This window comes from Microbacterium sp. AC215 (assembly GCF_979258645.1).
Genome location: NZ_OZ409869.1, coordinates 620,912 through 636,781 on the forward strand (window position 1 = coordinate 620,912; position 15,870 = coordinate 636,781).

The window sequence follows — 15,870 nt, forward strand, 5'->3', positions numbered from 1 at the left end:
CGCTCCAGTCTATTCCGTCGGTGGCTCGGATTCGCGCGAACCGGCGGCGAGACGGGCGCCCTCAGCGGCCTTCGCGGCCTCTCTCGCCCGCTTGCGCAGATTCTTGTCGTTGATCTCGCGATCGCCGACAGCCCCCGGCGTCCACGCCTCGACATCCGCATCGCCGTAGCTGCTCTTCGATGCCCTACGCTTCACCTGAGGGGCCACGGCGCCCGGCGCCAGCCGACGAGCCGTGAGGAGGAAGCCGGTGTGCGCCACCATCCGGTGATCGGGCCGCACGGCGAGACCCTCGACGTGCCAGCCGCGAACCATCGTCTCGGACGCCTCGGGATCCGTGAACAGGCCCGTGCTCCGGATGTACTCGGCCACCCGCGAGAGCTGCGTGGCGGTGGCCACGTAGCACAGCACGACGCCGCCGGGGGTGAGTGCGTCGGCGACGACATCCATGCATTCCCACGGCGCGAGCATGTCGAGTACGACACGGTCGACCGTGCCCGCCGGGAACTCCGCCGGCAGCGCATCCGCGAGATCTCCCACCACGACGTCCCAGGTGTCCGGCGTCTCGCCGAAGAAGGTCTCGACGTTGCCCCGTGCGACCTGGGCGAAGTCCTCACGACGCTCGAACGACACCAGCCGGCCGACCGGACCGATGGCCCGCAGGAGCGAGAGCGAAAGGGCACCGGACCCGACACCCGCTTCCACGACGACGGCACCGGGGAAGATGTCGGCCTGCATCACGATCTGCGCGGCGTCCTTGGGGTAGACGATCGCGGCGCCGCGCGGCATCGACATCGCGAAGTCGCGGAGCAGAGGCCGGAGCGCGAGGTACTCGTGCCCCGAGCTGTTCGCGGCCACTGAGCCGTCGGGCAGACCGATGAGGTCGCGGTGCCGGAGCACGCCCTGGTGCGTGTGCAGCTCGCCGTCCTCTCGGAGGGTCACGGTGTGCAGGCGACCCTTGGGGCCGGTCAGCTGCACCCGATCGCCCTCGCGGAACGGCCCGCTCGGCCGCTGTGAGGTGGTGTCGGTCATCGGGTGGCTCCCGTCATGGAGGTCTTTCGGTCGAAGAGTTCGATCAGGTCGGCGGCGGTGCGCCCCTCGAGGCTCGGCCACAGCTCATGCGCGCCCACGTGATCGAGCGAGACGATGTGCGGCACGCCGAGGGCGACGGCGCCGGATGCGATGCCCGCGCGGAGCCCGGTCGGCGAGTCCTCGATGACCACAGCATCGGCGATGTCGATCTCAAGCAGGGATGCCGCGTGCAGGTAAGGCTCGGGGTGGGGCTTCGGGTTGGTCACATCATCGCCGGCGACGACGATGTCGAAGGCCTGGAACTCGATCAGGTCGACGACGCTCAGCGCCATGCGACGCAGCGACATCGTGACGAGTCCTGTGGGGATCCCCGCTGACCTCAGGTCCTGCAGCAGCTCGCGGGCGCCGGGCCGGAAGGGCACTCCCTGCGTGCGCAGTGCATCCTGCACGCCGTCGGTGAGGAGCGAGATGATCGCCTCGGCATCCATGTCGACGCCCGCGTTCTGAAGGATGATCGCGCTGTCGATGAGTCCGTTGCCGACGAGCTGAAGCGCATCCTCGTGGGTCCACGTGCCACCGAAGGATTCGACCAGCGCGGTCTCGGCCGCCATCCAGTACGGCTCGGTGTCGACGAGTGTTCCGTCCATGTCCCAGAGGATCGCGCGGGGCTGTCTGCTCACCGAACCATGTTACCCGTGGCTCCACCCCGTCCCCGCGCCGTCGGACTAGCCTGGAGGGATACCGATCCGGAATCCACGAAGGGAGCCCACGATGGATGGCCTCGGTTCACGCATCGTCATCGTCGCCTTCGACGGGTGGAACGACGCAGGGGAAGCCGCGAGCGGCGCGGTCGCCGCACTGCGCGAGACGACGGACTACGACCTCGTGCACTCGATCGACCCGGAGCTGTACTTCGACTACCAGTACACGCGCCCTGCGACGAAGATGGACGCCGAAGGGCGTCGCCAGCTCACCTGGCCCGAAGCCGGACTCTGGCGCCCGCGCGACCCCGGTCCCGGTCCCGAGTTCTGGATCCTCACGGGCGTGGAGCCTGCGCGCACCTGGCAGGCTTTCGCGTCGGAGTTCATCGACGTCGCTCTCCGCGACGACATCACGGGCTTCGTGACGCTCGGCGCGATGCTCTCCGACGTGCCCCACACCCGCCCCATCTCGATCTTCGCCTCGAGCCAGAACGGGCAGGTCCGCGAGGCGCACGGCCTCGAGCGCTCGCTCTACGAAGGCCCCGTCGGAATTCTCAGCGTCATCGAGCACTTCGCCGAGAGCGCCGGCATTCCGACCGCCAGTCTGTGGGCGAGCGTGCCGCACTACGTCGCCTCCGCCACGCCGTCGCCCAAGGTGACCCTCGCTCTTCTCGATCGGCTCGAGGAGCTGACCGGCGTGGATGTGCCTCGAGACCACCTGCGCACCGAGGCCGCCGCCTGGGAGGCATCGATCGATGCCGCCGCCGCGGACGACGAGGACATGACCGAGTACATCCATCAGCTCGAGCGCACGCGCGACACGTGGGACTCCCCCGATGCGTCGGGCGATGCCATCGCTCAGGCCTTCGAGCGCTATCTCAAGCGCCGTGGCGACGGCCCCGGCGACCACAAGCGGTAGTCGCCGGGGCCCTCGTCATCACGCCGCGATGACGCCGGTCCCCAGCAGCACCAGGAGGACGGTGCCCAGGAGGATGCGGTAGATCACGAACGGCAGGAAGCTCCGCTTCGAGATGTAGTTCATGAAGAAGGCGATCACGCCGAGCGCCACGACGAATGCGATGCCCGTCGCCGCGAGCGTGTCTCCGAAGGAGAAGAACGACGGCTCGTCCCAGCTCTTGAACACCTGGTAGAAGCCACTGCCGAAAACGGCGGGGATCGCGAGCAGGAACGCGTAGCGAGCGGCAGCGGCACGCTCGTAGCCGAGGAAGAGTCCCATCGTGATCGTTCCACCGGAGCGCGAGACTCCGGGGATCAGCGCCAGAGCCTGCGCGAAGCCGTACGCGATGCCGTGCGGGTAGGTGAGCTGATCGAGCTTGCGCCGCTTCGCGCCGACGTGGTCGGCGATCCCGAGCAGGATGCCGAAGACGATCAGCATGATCGCGACGATCCAGAGGGAGCGGAAGACGGTCTCGATCTGGTCCTGGAAGAGCAGCCCCAGGACCACGATCGGGATGCTGCCGATGATGATCATCCATCCCATGCGCGCATCCGGATCGCTGCGCGGGACCCTGCCGGTCAGCGACCGGAACCACTGCGCGATGATCCGCACGATGTCGCGCCAGAAGAACACCACGACCGCCGCCTCCGTGCCGATCTGGGTGATCGCGGTGAACGCGGCGCCGGGATCCTCGCCCGACGGCAGGAAGGTGCCGAGGATGCGCAGATGGGCGCTGGAGGAGATCGGGAGGAACTCGGTGAGTCCCTGGACGATGCCGAGGATGAGCGCTTCGAACAAGTGCATGGAGGAGCTTTCTGAGTCGTGGTGCGCGGACGTGGAGCCGAGAGCTCAATACGTGCGCAGCAGATCGGCCAGCACCCGCTGACCGAAGACAAGCGATTCTACGGGCACCCGCTCATCGACCCCGTGGAACATCCCGGTGAAGTCGAGGTCTGCGGGAAGCCGCAGCGGCGCGAACCCGTACCCGGTGATTCCGAGATATGCGAGCGCCTTGTTGTCGGTTCCTGCACCCAGCAGGTACGGGATGACCGGCACGCCGGGGTCATGCCGGCCGAGACTCGCGACCATCGCCTCGACGAGCTCGCCGTCGAAAGGCGTCTCCATGCCGATGTCCCGCACCACCGTCTGGATCTCGATCTCGTCGCCGACGATCTGCTGCAACTCGGCGAGCACGTCGTCTTCAGTTCCGGGGATCACCCGCACGTCGATCAGCGCCTCGGCACGCTCGGGGATCACGTTGTGCTTGTATCCGGCGGACAGGGCGGTCGGGTTCGTCGTCGTGCGGAACGACGAACGGAGGAAGGCCTCGGCGGGCCCCGCAGCCGCCGCGAGGGCATCCGGGTCGTCGACGGAGCGCCCGGTGAGATCGCTCAAGCCCTGCAGCAGTGCCTCGGTGGTGGGAGTGAGTCGCAGGGGCCACCGCGTGCGCCCCAGGGCCGCCACGGCCTCCGCGAGCTTCGTGACCGCATTGTCATCGTGGAGACGGCTTCCGTGGCCGGCGCGGCCCTTCGCCACGAGGCGTATCCAGATGAGCGCCTTCTCCCCCACCTGCAGCAGGTAGGCGCGGCGATCGTCGACCGTGATCGAATAGCCGCCCACCTCGCTGATCGCCTCGGTCGCGCCCTCGAACCACTCGGGGCGGTTCTGCACCACGAGAGCCGATCCCTCCACTCCGCCGTTCTCCTCATCGGCGAAGAAGGCGAGCACCAGGTCGCGTTCGGGCTGCTCGCCCGCTCGCAGCAGGTCGCCGACCGCCGTCAGGATCATCGCGTTCATGTTCTTCATGTCGACGGCGCCCCGCCCCCAGAGCATGCCGTCCTTGACGACGCCCGCGAAAGGATCGACGGTCCAGTCCTCGGCCATGGCCGGGACGACGTCGAGGTGGCCATGCACCACGAGCGCCGGCTTGCTCCGGTCGCGTCCGGGCACCCGCGCCATGACGTTCGTGCGCCGCGGGATGGGCTCGTAGTACTCGACTTCCAGGCCGAGATCCTGCAGATAGGCGCCGACGTACTCGGCCGCTTCCCGCTCGCCCTTCGCGTTGCCCCCGCCGAAGTTCGAGGTGTCGAATCGGATCAGGTCGCGCGCGATGCGAACCACCTCGGGCAGAGACACGTCAGTCATGGAGTCCAGGCTATCGAAAGGCCGTGGCGCGCCCGGGCGTCGCCGTCGGTTTCTGAGTGCCCCGAAGCTCGTGCTAATGTAAATCTTCGTTCGGCAACGAACATCCAACACCTGCGCGGGTGGCGGAATGGTAGACGCGCTACGTTGAGGTCGTAGTGCCCGTAAGGGCGTGGGGGTTCAAGTCCCCCTCCGCGCACAGACAGGCCCCGGATATCCACATGATATCCGGGGCCTTCTTCGTTTCCGATGTCGCCGTGTCATCGGACAGGACTCGCGTGGATCGTCGAGTCCTGTCCGACGCGGTCGGGCCGGCGCCTGTCAGACCGCGCCGACGCCGAACACCAGACCGAGCACGTACGTGACCGCTGCGGCTCCGAAACCGATCGCCAGCTGACGCAGCGCACGACGCAGGGGCGGCCCTCCGGACAGGATGCCGACCATCGCTCCCGTCGACAGGAGCGCGATGCCCACGAGCACGAGAGCGACGACCACCGCTGTGGTCCCCTCGAGCCCGAAGAGCCACGGGAGCACGGGGATGATCGCGCCGGATGCGAAGAGCAGGAAGCTCGAGATCGCAGCGGTCCAGTCGCTGCCGACGATCTCGTGGTCGTCTCCGGCGTGGACGTGGACCGGCCCTGTGGCGGTGCGTTCCACGCCGGCGCGCGCGGCATCGACGATGCGCCGTGCGCGCTCCAGAGCCTCCTGCTGGCCGATCCCGCGCGCCCGGTATACCAGAGCGAGCTCGTTCTCATCGATGTCGAGGTCGGCGGCGGATGCGGCAGCATCCTCGTTGGCCTCCGTCGACGCGAGCAACTCTCGTTGAGACCGCACGGACACGAACTCCCCCGCTCCCATCGACAGCGCGCCGGCGAGCAGGCCTGCGATGCCGCTGAACAGGACGAAACCCGAACTGACGCCCGTGGCGCCGATGCCGAGCACGAGCGCGAGGTTGCTCACGAGGCCGTCGTTGGCCCCGAAGACCGCTGCGCGGAACGAGCCCGACAGGCGACGCCGGCCCCGCGCAGCGAGACCGCGAACCACCTCGTAGTGCACTTTCTCGTCAGCGCGCATCGCCGGCGTCGCGTACTGCTCCGAGTCGTACGGTGAACGTGCCTCGGCGCTCTGCGCGAGGGCCAGCACGAAGATGGATCCGAAGCGGCCCGCCATCCAGCCGAGGAGGCGGGAGCGGATGCCGGCGCGTGGCAATCGGACCGGTTCCGCGCCGAGCAGATCGAGCCAGTGCTGCTCATGGCGCCGCTCGGCGTCGGCGAGGCTGAGAAGGATCTCACGCTCCTCCCCCGTGCGTCGGCTCGCGAGCTTCTGGTACACGTGTCCTTCGGCGCGTTCCTCGACGAGGTACCGCGCCCAGCGGCGGCGGTCTGCGGCGGTGGGCTCGGCGGCAGCGGGGGCTGTCATGAAGTCTCCTGATCGACGGTCCCCGTTCTCGGGGGCAACCGTTCAACGCTAGCTTCGGGAGCCCGTCTCCATCGCACCCGGCGACGGTATTGCCAGCTTTTCGGGTCTCCGAACCGACGCCAGGATTCAGGAGCGGACGCGCTTGCGGAGTACGTCGATACGGGACTGCAGCTGCGTCACGGTCGCCTGGGCGACTGCTGGTCCGCCGCAGATCCGGCGCAGCTCGGCATGGACCGCACCATGCGGTTCGCCCTTCTGACGGGCGTACAGCCCAACGAGGCTGTTCAGCAGCTGCCGTTGCTCGCGCAGCGTGCGGTGCAGGGGCGCAGGGAGCGTCGTCGTCTCGGTGGGACCCGCCTCGGCTTCTCTCGTCTCTCGCAGTCGCGTCTGCCGCGCCTGTCGCTGCATCAGGAGCTCGTGCACGTGCTCGGGCTCGAGAAGACCGGGAAAGCCGATGAACTCCTCTTCTTCGGGGGTGCCCGGTTCGGCCAGCTGACCGAACTCCTGGCCCTCGAACACGACCCGGTCGAAGTGGGCCACCGACGAGAGCGCCTGATAGCTGAATTCCTGGGTCAGCGCGTCGGACGCGTCGTCCTCGCGGTTCGCGGAGTCGAGCAGCGAGTCCTCGAGCCCGTCGTCGTCCTTCGACTGACGGTCGAGCGCGTGATCGCGCTGCTTGTCCATCTCGTTCGCGAGACCCATCAGGACCGGCACCTGAGGGAGGAATACGCTCGCGGCCTCGCCACGGCGGCGTGCTCGCACGAATCGGCCGATGGCCTGAGCGAAGAACAGCGGCGTCGACGACGACGTGGCGTAGACGCCGACCGCGAGGCGCGGCACGTCCACCCCCTCGGACACCATGCGCACCGCGACCATCCAGCGGTCCTCGCTGTTGCTGAACTTCTCGATGCGTTCGGAGGCCGTCGCGTCATCGGACAGGACGATCGTCGGCTGCTGACCGGTGATGCTGTGCAGGATCTTGGCGTAGGCACGCGCGACGGTCTGATCGGTCGCGAGCACCAGGCCGCCGGCATCCGGAACGTGATGCCTGATCTCGGTCAGACGACGATCGGCTGCGGACAACACAGCCGGCATCCACTCGCCCTCGGGGTCGAGCGCCGTGCGCCAGGCCTGCGAGGTCACGTCCTTGGTGTTGTCCTGCCCGAGATGCGTCTCGAGTTCGTCTCCGGTGCTCGTGCGCCATCGCATCTTGCCGGCGTACATGTGGAACAGCACGGGGCGGACGACGCCGTCGGCCAGGGCGCGACCGTAGCCGTAGTTGTAGTCGGTGCGGGAGATCCGTGCACCGGACTCGTCAGGGTGATACTCCACGAACGGGATCGGTGCGGTGTCGCTGCGGAAGGGCGTTCCAGACAGCAGCAGTCGGCGCTTCGCCGGCCCGTACGCGTCTCGGATCGCATCACCCCAGCTGAGGGCGTCTCCGCCGTGATGCACCTCGTCGAGGACGACGAGGGTCTTCGCATCCTCGGTCAGATGACGGTGGACCGACGACTTCGCCGCGACCTGCGCGTAGGTCACGACGGCGCCGTGGTAATGCCGCGCCGGCGCCCAATGACTGTTGCGGAACCGGGGATCCAGACGGATGTGCACCCGCGCTGCTGCATCGGCCCACTGCGTCTTGAGATGCTCGGTCGGCGCGACCACGATGATCCGGTTGACCTCCCCCATGCGCATGAGCTCGACCGCGAGGGTGAGCGCGAAGGTCGTCTTGCCCGCACCGGGTGTCGCCGCGACGAGGAAGTCACGCTGATCCGCCTGGAAGTACTGTTCGAGCGCCTCCTGCTGCCAGGCGCGCAGCTTGTTCGCAGTACCCCAGGGGGCGCGCTGGGGGAAGGACGGAGAAAGCATCGAGTCAACGATAATCGCTGCCGCCGACACTCGGCACGCTCACGCGATCCGCCGCGCGCGTCCTCCCCACAGCCCACGCACCCGAGTAGGCTCGGTCACTGCGTGGCCGCCCCACATGGGCCGCGTTCGTTCGCGAAGGAGAGCTGGATGACAGACCAGGATTCGATCCGAACCCCGGAACTCGACAACGAGAATCCGCACCCCTGGCGGAGGTTCGTCGCGATCGGCGACTCGTTCACCGAGGGGATCGGCGACCCCGACCCGTCGCAGCCCGGCAGCCACCGCGGCTGGGCCGACCGCGTCGCCGAGGTGCTCTCGCGTCAGGTCGACGACTTCGCGTACGCCAACCTCGCCGTGCGCGGCAAGCTGATCGCCCAGATCGTGCGCGACCAGATCGAACCCGCCGTGGCGCTGCATCCCGACCTGATCTCGATCTGCGCGGGCGGCAACGACGTGATCCGTCCGGGCACCGACCCCGACGCCATCGCCGTCCAGCTGGAGGACGCCGTCGCACGCCTGTCGTCGACGGGTGCCGCCGTGCTGCTGTTCACCGGGATCGACACCGCCTTCACTCCTGTCTTCCGAGCGTTCCGCGGCAAGGTCGCGATCTACAACGAGAACGTCCGCGCGATCGCCGAGCGCCACGACTGCATCGTCGCCGACCAGTGGGCGCTCAAGGTCGTGCAGGACATGCGGTTCTTCGATGACGACCGTCTGCACTACAACTCGCTGGGCCATCATGAGGTCGCCCGCATGGCGCTGCGCGCGCTCAACGTGCCCAACGACCTCGAGTCCATGCAGCCCGAGCCGCTTCCGCTGCGCACCTGGCGGGAGGCGCGCTCCGAAGACCTCGGCTGGGCGCGGGAGCATCTGGTTCCGTGGGTGCTGCGGCGTCTTCGCCATGAGTCATCCGGTGATCACATCGTCGCGAAGCGTCCCGAGCCCTCGCCGATCATCTTCCCGTCGTCCGACTGACCATCTCATCTCATCCCGTCAGCGGCGTCCGAGCGCCCACAGCGCCACGGCCGCGGCAGACGCCACGTTCAGCGAGTCGACGCCTCCCGACATGGGAATCGTCACCACGGTGTCTGCCTCGTCGAGGGCGGTGCGTGAGAGTCCGTCGCCTTCGGATCCCATGACGAGAGCGACGCGCTCGGGGCGGGACGCGACGTAGGCGTCGAGAGTCACCGCGTCGTCGCTCAGCGCGAGGGCTGCGACGTCGAACCCCGCGGCATGAAGGTCGGTGACGGCGGACGCCCAGTCCGTGATCCGGGTCCACGGCACCTGGAACACCGTTCCCATGCTGACGCGCACGCTGCGCCGGTACAGGGGGTCGGCTCCCCCGGGAGACACCAGCACGGCATCCGCTCCGAGCGCGGCGGCCGCACGGAATGCGGCGCCGACATTCGTGTGATCGCCGACGTTCTCGAGAATCAGCACGAGCGTGGCGGAGTCGATGACCTCACGCACCGTCGGCAGGTCAGGACGATGCATCGAGGCGATCGTGCCCCGGTGCACGGCAAAACCGGTCAGCGCCTCCGCCACGTCGTCCGGGACGACGTACACAGGTACATCGAGTTCGCCGACGATCGCTCGGATGTCCTCCACCCGCCGCTCCTGAACGAGGACCGATCGCGGATGATGCCCCGCAGCGACGGCTCGCGCGATGACTTTCGTCGATTCGGCGATGTACAGCCCGCCGGCCGGGTCGCTCACACTTCGGAGCGCGGTGTCGGTCAGTGCGCGATAGTCGTCGAGTCGTCGATCATCGGGATTCGTCACGCGCAGCAGTTCCACGAGCCCCAGTCTGCCATCGCTCTCCGAGTCGCCGTCGCGGTCGGCCGCGACGCGTCGAGCGGGCCTGCGCACGCCGTAGACTCGCAGAGGGAGGTCCTGTGAGCGCATCGAGTCCGGTCGAACTGTCGACCACCATCGCTCGCACCGCCGAACTCCTGCACGGTCGAAAGATCGCCTTGCTCACCGGCGCCGGGATCTCCACGGACTCGGGAATCCCCGCTTACCGCGGCGAAGGGTCACGCAACCGGACTGATCCCATGACGATCCAGCGGTACCTGGCCGATGAGACGGCGCGGCGTCGTTATTGGGTCGGCGGGCATCTCGGCTGGCGGGCGTTCGCCCGCGCCGAGCCGAACCCCGGCCATCTCTCTCTCGCCGCCATGGAGTCCTCCGGACACGTCACCGGCGTCATCACCCAGAACGTCGACGGACTGCATCTGCGCGCGGGCAGCTCGCACGTCATCGAAGTGCACGGCACCATGCGCAGGGTTCTCTGCCTGAAGTGCGGCCAGGTCTTCGATCGCCGCGACATCGCAGTGCAGATCGAAGAGCGCAATCCCTGGATCTCCGTCCCCGAGAACGTGGCGCTCGCTCCCGACGGCGACGTGCTCCCCGAGAGCACCGACGGCTTCATCGTGCCGGTGTGCACGGTGTGCGAAGGGATGCTGAAGCCCGACGTCGTGTTCTTCGGCGAATACGTGCCGCAGGGGCGCTTCAAGGCCGCGGAGTCGCTGCTCCGGGCGAGCGATGCGCTGATCGTCGCCGGCTCATCCCTCGTCGTCAACTCCGGTGTGCGCCTCGTCGAGCGCGCACGACGCCGCAGCATCCCCCTCATCATCATCAACCGCGAGCCGACGCGCGCGGATGTCTGGGCCGATGCCACCATCGCCGCAGGCACCAGCGACGTGCTCCCCGCGATCCAGGAGCTCCTCGAATGACTCTGCTCACGCTCATCCGCCACGGCCAGACGGATTGGAACCTCGCCCGACGGATCCAGGGCTCCACCGACATCCCCCTGAACGAGAAGGGCCGTGCGGACGCACGGACCGCCGCGGATCGTCTCGAGGGCGTGACACATCACTCGATCTACGCCAGCCCGCTGAAGCGGGCGCGGGAGACGGCAGAGATCATCTCCGAAAGCCTGGGCCTCGGGGCTCCCGTGCTGGTGCCGGACATGCGCGAGCGCGAGTTCGGTGAGGGCGAGGGCATGCTCGTCTCCGACTACATCGAGAAGTACGGCGATTGGCTCTCGCCGGTTCCCGGCGCGGAGACCCTGGAAGGTGTCGCCGAACGGGTGCTGGTCGCCCTCGACGCGATCGCCCGCGATGCTCGCCGTCGCTCCGCACCGGTGGCGGAGTCCGTCATCGTCGTGACGCACGGCGGCGTGATCCGGTCACTGATCAACCACGTCTCGGGCGGCACGCTGCCGCGCGTCGGCGAGGTGCTCGCGAACGGTTCCGCCCACCGTTTCGAGGCCTCCCCCGGATCTCTGCGTCTCATCGACCAGGCGATCCTGGTCTGAACGACCGACCGCGGGAGATCGTTCGATCAGCGGGTGCGACCGAGCAGCGACCGAGCATGCCTCAGCACGGGCTCGTCGATCATGCGTCCGTCGAAGCGGAACACTCCTCGCTCGCTCGCTGAGGCGGCGAGAACCCGGCGGGCCCACTCGAGCGTCGCGTCGTCCGGAGCGTACGCCGCGCGGATGACCGCCACTTGACTCGGGTGGATGCACGCGGTCGCGATGAACCCGGACGCGGCAGCGTCGACAGCCTCGGCCTCCTGACCTGCGACATCGCCGATCTCGATGTGCACGGCGTCGATGGCGCCTTTGCCCTGTGCCCCCGCTTCGAGGAGAACGCGGGAGCGGGCATAGCGCGCGATGTCTCGATAGCCACCCTCCGGTGTGCGGCTCGATGTGCCGCCGAGGGAGGCGACGAGATCCTCCGCGCCCCACATCATCGCGACGACCTGCGGATGTGCTGCGATGCGATCTGCCGCGTGGATCCCCTTCGCCGTCTCGCACAGGGCGATCAACGAGAACCTCTCGTCGAAAGCGGTGAGGCTCTCAGCGCTCTCGGTCTTCGCGACCATCACGGTGCGGAAGTCGGTCTGAGAGAGCATGGCGAGGTCTGAGACGAGGGCGTCGGAACCCGGTGCGTTCACGCGGACGATCACTCGATCGGGGTCCAGGTCGGCATCGACGAGATTGTCGCGAGCTGCGGCCTTCGCCTCGGCCAGCACCGCGTCTTCGAGGTCGAGGATGACAGCGTCCGCCTTCTCGAGGGCGCCGCGGAACCGTTCGGGTCGATCGGCAGGGCAGAAGAGCAGTGCCGGTCCGAGATCGAAGCTCATCGTTCCCCCTCGGGAAGGCAGTGCACGAGCACTGTTCGGGTCGCGGTGGCGACGACTGTGCCGTCCTGGTTGCGTCCGGTATGCGCGATGGTCACTATCCCCTGCCTCGCTCGCGACGTCGAGAGCCGCTTGTCGACGACCACGGTCTCGGTGTACAGCGTGTCACCGGCGAACAGCGGATGCGGGAAGGCGATCTCGCCCAACCCGAGCTGAGCCACCAGGGTGCCTTGCGTGAGCTGCGCGACGGATGCCCCGACCATGGTCGAGAGCGTCCACATCGAGTTGATCAGACGCGCACCGAACGGCTGCTGCCCATCGGCGAAGGCGGCGTCGAGGTGCAGCGCCTGGGTGTTCATCGTGAGCGTCGTGAAGAGGACGTTGTCGGCCTCGGTCGCGGTGCGCCCAGGGCGATGAAGATACCGGGCATCGGTGACGAACTCCTCGAAGAAGAGACCGCGCTGGACGATGTCGTGCATGATCACCTCACCTCCTCGGTTCGCTGAGCGGATGGCATCCTGCCACGCTACCCGGCGAGCCCCAGCGCTCGCGCGATCACTAGGAGCTGCACCTCGGTGGTGCCCTCGCCGATCTCGAGGATCTTCGAGTCGCGATAGTGACGGGCCACCGGGAACTCGTTCATGAAGCCGTTGCCGCCGAAGATCTGCGTCGCGTCCCTGGCGTTGTCCATCGCGGCCTCGCCCGCCACGAGCTTCGCGATCGCCGCCTGCTCCGCGAACGGCCGCCCGGCGTCACGGAGCCGTGCCGCATGGTGCCAGGCGAGCCGTGCCGTGTGCACTCGGGCACGCATGCGCGCGAGGGTGAACTGCGCGTTCTGTCGCGTGCTGAGGGCGCTGCCGAAGATGGTGCGACTCTTCGCATACTCGACGGCTGCCTCGAGGCAGCCCTCCGCGGCGCCGGTCGACAGCGCGGCGATCGCGATGCGGCCCTCGTCGAGGATGCTCAGGAAGTTGCGGAAGCCGCTCCCCTGCTCGCCCAGGAGGTTGCCGGCGGGGACCCGTGCCCCGGTGAAGCTGAGCGGATGCGTGTCGGACGCGTTCCACCCGACCTTGTCGTACGGCGCCTCGACGGTGAAACCGGGTGTGCCGTTGGGCACGATGATGGTTGAGATCTGCTTGCGGCCCCCCTCGTTCCCGGTGACCGCGGTGACCGTGACGAAACGCGTGATGGGCGTTCCTGAATTGGTGATGAACTGCTTCGACCCGTCGATGACCCATTCGTCGCCGTCGAGCCGGGCGGTGGTCCGGGTCGCTCCCGCGTCGCTCCCGGCCTCCGGCTCGGTGAGGCCGAAGCCCGCGAGCGCTCGGCCGGCGAGCAGGTCCGGCAGGTACTCCTGCTTCTGCTCCTCGGTGCCGAAGCGGAAGACGGGCATCGCACCGAGGCTGACTCCGGCTTCGAGCGTGATGGCGATGGACTGGTCGACGCGTCCGAGCGCCTCGATCGCGATGCCCAGCGCCATGTAGTCGCCGCCCTGACCCCCGTACTCCTCGGGGAACGGCAGGCCGAACAGCCCGAGGTCACCCATCTGGGCGACCACGTCCATCGACAGCGTGTGCGTGCGGTCCGCCTCGTAGGACTGCGGCGCGACGACCGTCTCGGCGAACTCGCGCACCATCGCCGCGAGTTCGCGCTCTTCATCGGTCAGCTCATGCATCGTCACTTCGCCTCCGTCGTCATGTGCGCGACCGGCTGGTCGCGTCGAACCTGATCGCCGACGGCGACCATGAGGCGCACCGTCCCGTCCTGGGGCGCGAGCACCGGGTGCTCCATCTTCATCGCCTCGATCGATACGAGCGGCGTGCCGGCGGTCACGACGTCGCCGTCGCGGACATGCACGGCCACCACGCTTCCCGGCATCGGGGCTCTCGCATCCGGACCGTTCGCGGACTCGCTCTGCTCCGTTTGCTGCAGACGGTGCAGCAACAGGGCTCGGCGATCGAGAGGCTCCAGGCGCACGGTGCGTCCGTCCTCGCTGACCCAGACCGCACCGTCGTCATCCACCGCAGCCATGGCGCGCGACCGCGAGCCGCTGGATGCAGGCGCGGGGATGACCTCGCCGCGTTCGGTCCGGAAGGAGATCTCGCGCCGATCGTCCTGCGTGAGGTCCTGCCACACCGCGCCCGCTCGCTGACTCGCCCTGGTCGCGCCGCCCGCGTCATCCGTGCCCGAGACGGTTCGCCGTGCGGCGGCCAGCATCGTCGGCGATGGCGGCTCCTCGACGAGCGGCAGAAGCGTCTCGATGAGTCCCGTGTCGAGGTCCCCGGCCGTGACCCGCTCATCGCGGCAGAGTGTGCGCAAGAACCCGATGTTCGTGTCCACACCCAGCACGACGGTCCTGCTCAGAGCCTCATCGAGCAGGCGGAGCGCGGTGGTCCGGTCGTCAGCGAACGCGATGATCTTCGCGATCATCGGGTCGTAGAAGCCGGTCACGTCGTTGCCCGTCTCCACGGCCGCATCGACCCTCACGCCGCGCGGCGGATCGAACAGCAGCACGCGTCCGGTCGAGGGCAGGAACCCGCGCTCCGGTGATTCCGCGTACACGCGCGCCTCGACGGCGTGACCGTGCAGACCCGGCGCAGGGTCGAGACGTCCGCCTGCCGCGACGTGGATCTGCAGGGCGACGAGGTCGAGGCCGGTGACCTCCTCGGTGACGGGGTGCTCGACCTGCAGACGGGTGTTCATCTCGATGAAGAAGACCTGGTCCGGAGCATCGGCGTCGATGAGGAACTCCACGGTTCCGGCGCCGACGTACGAGACGCTCTGTGCGGACTGCGTGGCGGCTTCGAGGAGTCGGTCCCTCGTCGACTCGGGGATCCCCGCAGAGGGAGCCTCCTCGATCACCTTCTGGTGACGTCGCTGCAGCGTGCACTCGCGCTCGCCGAGGGTGATCACCGTTCCGTGAGCGTCGCCGAACACCTGGACCTCGATGTGCCGGGGGCGTCGGATGAGCCGCTCCAGGATCAGGGAGTCGTCACCGAACGCCGAACGCGCCACCCGTCGAGCGGACGCCAGTGCGGCGCTGAGCCCGGATGCCGCCTCGACGACCTCCATACCCTTGCCGCCGCCGCCCGCACTCGGCTTGACGAGCAGCGGGTAGCCGACAGCGTCGGCCTCGTCAGCGATCTCCGCGTCCGACAGTCCTCTCGCATCGAAACCCGGCACCACCGGGACCCCGGATCGCACGACATGGTCGCGGGCCTTCGCCTTGTCTCCCATGATCTGGAGTGCGTCGACCGACGGACCGATGAAGACGATGCCGCTCTCCGCGCATGCCTCGGCCAGCCCGACGCTCTCCGAGAGGAATCCGTAGCCCGGATGGATGGCCTGCGCTCCGGTCGCGCGGGCTGCGGCGATGACGGCATCGATGTCGAGGTACGACTCGGCGACCGGCGCCGGGCCGATCCGCACGGCTTGATCGGCCTCGCGCACATGGGGGGCGTCGGCATCCGCATCGCTGTAGACGGCGACGCTGCGGATGCCCATCGCACTGAGAGTGCGGATGACCCGGCGTGCGATCTCGCCTCGATTGGCGACGAGGACGCTGTCGAAACGATGGGAGGTGGAGACACTGTTCGTCATTGC

The 15,870-nt window shown here is 68.3% G+C and carries 15 protein-coding genes and 1 tRNA gene; 5 read left to right on the top strand and 11 right to left on the bottom strand.

Features of this window, described 5'->3' with window-relative positions; genetic code table 11:
* Positions 1-9 precede the first annotated feature (9 nt).
* A complete protein-coding gene (locus ACZZZF_RS03250) occupies positions 10-1,029 on the bottom strand; it encodes a tRNA (adenine-N1)-methyltransferase (protein WP_053096060.1) in 1,020 nt (339 codons plus the stop codon).
* Positions 1,026-1,709 carry an HAD family hydrolase gene (locus ACZZZF_RS03255; protein ID WP_072591272.1) on the bottom strand — a complete coding sequence of 228 codons (684 nt, stop codon included), beginning with the start codon at positions 1,707-1,709 and terminating at the stop codon, positions 1,026-1,028. Before ACZZZF_RS03255 ends, ACZZZF_RS03250 begins: the two co-directional genes overlap by 4 nt.
* A 91-nt stretch (positions 1,710-1,800) precedes the next feature.
* On the opposite strand from ACZZZF_RS03255, the gene ACZZZF_RS03260 reads away from it, so the two are divergent.
* Positions 1,801-2,649: a PAC2 family protein gene (locus ACZZZF_RS03260; protein WP_463497031.1), complete on the top strand. Its 849-nt coding sequence runs from the start codon at positions 1,801-1,803 to the stop codon at positions 2,647-2,649.
* Between the two features lie 18 nt (positions 2,650-2,667).
* Here ACZZZF_RS03260 and ACZZZF_RS03265 read toward each other — a convergent pair whose 3' ends face one another.
* Together ACZZZF_RS03265 and ACZZZF_RS03270 are read right to left on the bottom strand one after the other, a co-directional pair.
* On the bottom strand, positions 2,668-3,492 hold the full coding sequence (locus tag ACZZZF_RS03265; RefSeq protein WP_053096057.1) for an undecaprenyl-diphosphate phosphatase: 825 nt from the start codon (positions 3,490-3,492) through the stop codon (positions 2,668-2,670).
* A 45-nt stretch (positions 3,493-3,537) separates the two neighbouring features.
* Positions 3,538-4,833: a M20/M25/M40 family metallo-hydrolase gene (locus ACZZZF_RS03270; RefSeq protein ID WP_056278716.1), complete on the bottom strand. Its 1,296-nt coding sequence runs from the start codon at positions 4,831-4,833 to the stop codon at positions 3,538-3,540.
* Between the two features lie 113 nt (positions 4,834-4,946).
* Between ACZZZF_RS03270 and ACZZZF_RS03275 the strand changes: the two genes are divergently transcribed.
* Positions 4,947-5,029, top strand: a tRNA-Leu gene (locus ACZZZF_RS03275).
* A 122-nt stretch (positions 5,030-5,151) separates the two neighbouring features.
* On the opposite strand, the gene ACZZZF_RS03280 is transcribed toward ACZZZF_RS03275, so the two are convergent.
* Positions 5,152-6,249, bottom strand: a complete 1,098-nt coding sequence (locus ACZZZF_RS03280; protein ID WP_072591270.1) for a VIT1/CCC1 transporter family protein — start codon at positions 6,247-6,249, stop codon at positions 5,152-5,154.
* A gap of 126 nt (positions 6,250-6,375) precedes the next feature.
* Positions 6,376-8,118 carry a DEAD/DEAH box helicase gene (locus ACZZZF_RS03285; RefSeq protein WP_072591269.1) on the bottom strand — a complete coding sequence of 581 codons (1,743 nt, stop codon included), beginning with the start codon at positions 8,116-8,118 and terminating at the stop codon, positions 6,376-6,378.
* 147 nt (positions 8,119-8,265) lie between these two features.
* Here ACZZZF_RS03285 and ACZZZF_RS03290 point away from each other — a divergent pair, with 147 nt between their 5' ends.
* Positions 8,266-9,093, top strand: a complete 828-nt coding sequence (locus ACZZZF_RS03290) for an SGNH/GDSL hydrolase family protein (protein WP_053096053.1) — start codon at positions 8,266-8,268, stop codon at positions 9,091-9,093.
* 18 nt (positions 9,094-9,111) lie between these two features.
* Here ACZZZF_RS03290 and ACZZZF_RS03295 read toward each other — a convergent pair whose 3' ends face one another.
* Positions 9,112-9,915, bottom strand: a complete 804-nt coding sequence (locus ACZZZF_RS03295) for a TrmH family RNA methyltransferase (RefSeq protein ID WP_463499907.1) — start codon at positions 9,913-9,915, stop codon at positions 9,112-9,114.
* A 98-nt stretch (positions 9,916-10,013) separates the two neighbouring features.
* Here ACZZZF_RS03295 and ACZZZF_RS03300 point away from each other — a divergent pair, with 98 nt between their 5' ends.
* Both ACZZZF_RS03300 and ACZZZF_RS03305 read left to right on the top strand, forming a co-directional pair.
* Positions 10,014-10,853, top strand: coding sequence for a Sir2 family NAD-dependent protein deacetylase (locus ACZZZF_RS03300; protein WP_463497034.1), 840 nt, complete (start codon positions 10,014-10,016; stop codon positions 10,851-10,853).
* Positions 10,850-11,437, top strand: coding sequence for a histidine phosphatase family protein (locus ACZZZF_RS03305; RefSeq protein ID WP_463497035.1), 588 nt, complete (start codon positions 10,850-10,852; stop codon positions 11,435-11,437). The genes ACZZZF_RS03300 and ACZZZF_RS03305 overlap by 4 nt, the downstream gene beginning before the upstream one ends.
* A gap of 26 nt (positions 11,438-11,463) precedes the next feature.
* On the opposite strand, the gene ACZZZF_RS03310 is transcribed toward ACZZZF_RS03305, so the two are convergent.
* From ACZZZF_RS03310 to ACZZZF_RS03325, 4 genes are read right to left on the bottom strand one after another with little or no spacing between them, the layout of a single operon-like run.
* Positions 11,464-12,270, bottom strand: a complete 807-nt coding sequence (locus ACZZZF_RS03310) for an HpcH/HpaI aldolase/citrate lyase family protein (protein ID WP_463497037.1) — start codon at positions 12,268-12,270, stop codon at positions 11,464-11,466.
* Positions 12,267-12,746: a MaoC family dehydratase gene (locus ACZZZF_RS03315; RefSeq protein WP_463497039.1), complete on the bottom strand. Its 480-nt coding sequence runs from the start codon at positions 12,744-12,746 to the stop codon at positions 12,267-12,269. The genes ACZZZF_RS03310 and ACZZZF_RS03315 overlap by 4 nt, the downstream gene beginning before the upstream one ends.
* A 47-nt stretch (positions 12,747-12,793) precedes the next feature.
* Entirely contained in the window at positions 12,794-13,942 is a 1,149-nt protein-coding gene (locus ACZZZF_RS03320) for an acyl-CoA dehydrogenase family protein (protein WP_230100808.1), read from the bottom strand.
* Between the two features lie 2 nt (positions 13,943-13,944).
* On the bottom strand, positions 13,945-15,867 hold the full coding sequence (locus ACZZZF_RS03325; RefSeq protein ID WP_463497041.1) for an acetyl/propionyl/methylcrotonyl-CoA carboxylase subunit alpha: 1,923 nt from the start codon (positions 15,865-15,867) through the stop codon (positions 13,945-13,947).
* Between the last annotated feature and the right edge of the window lie 3 nt (positions 15,868-15,870).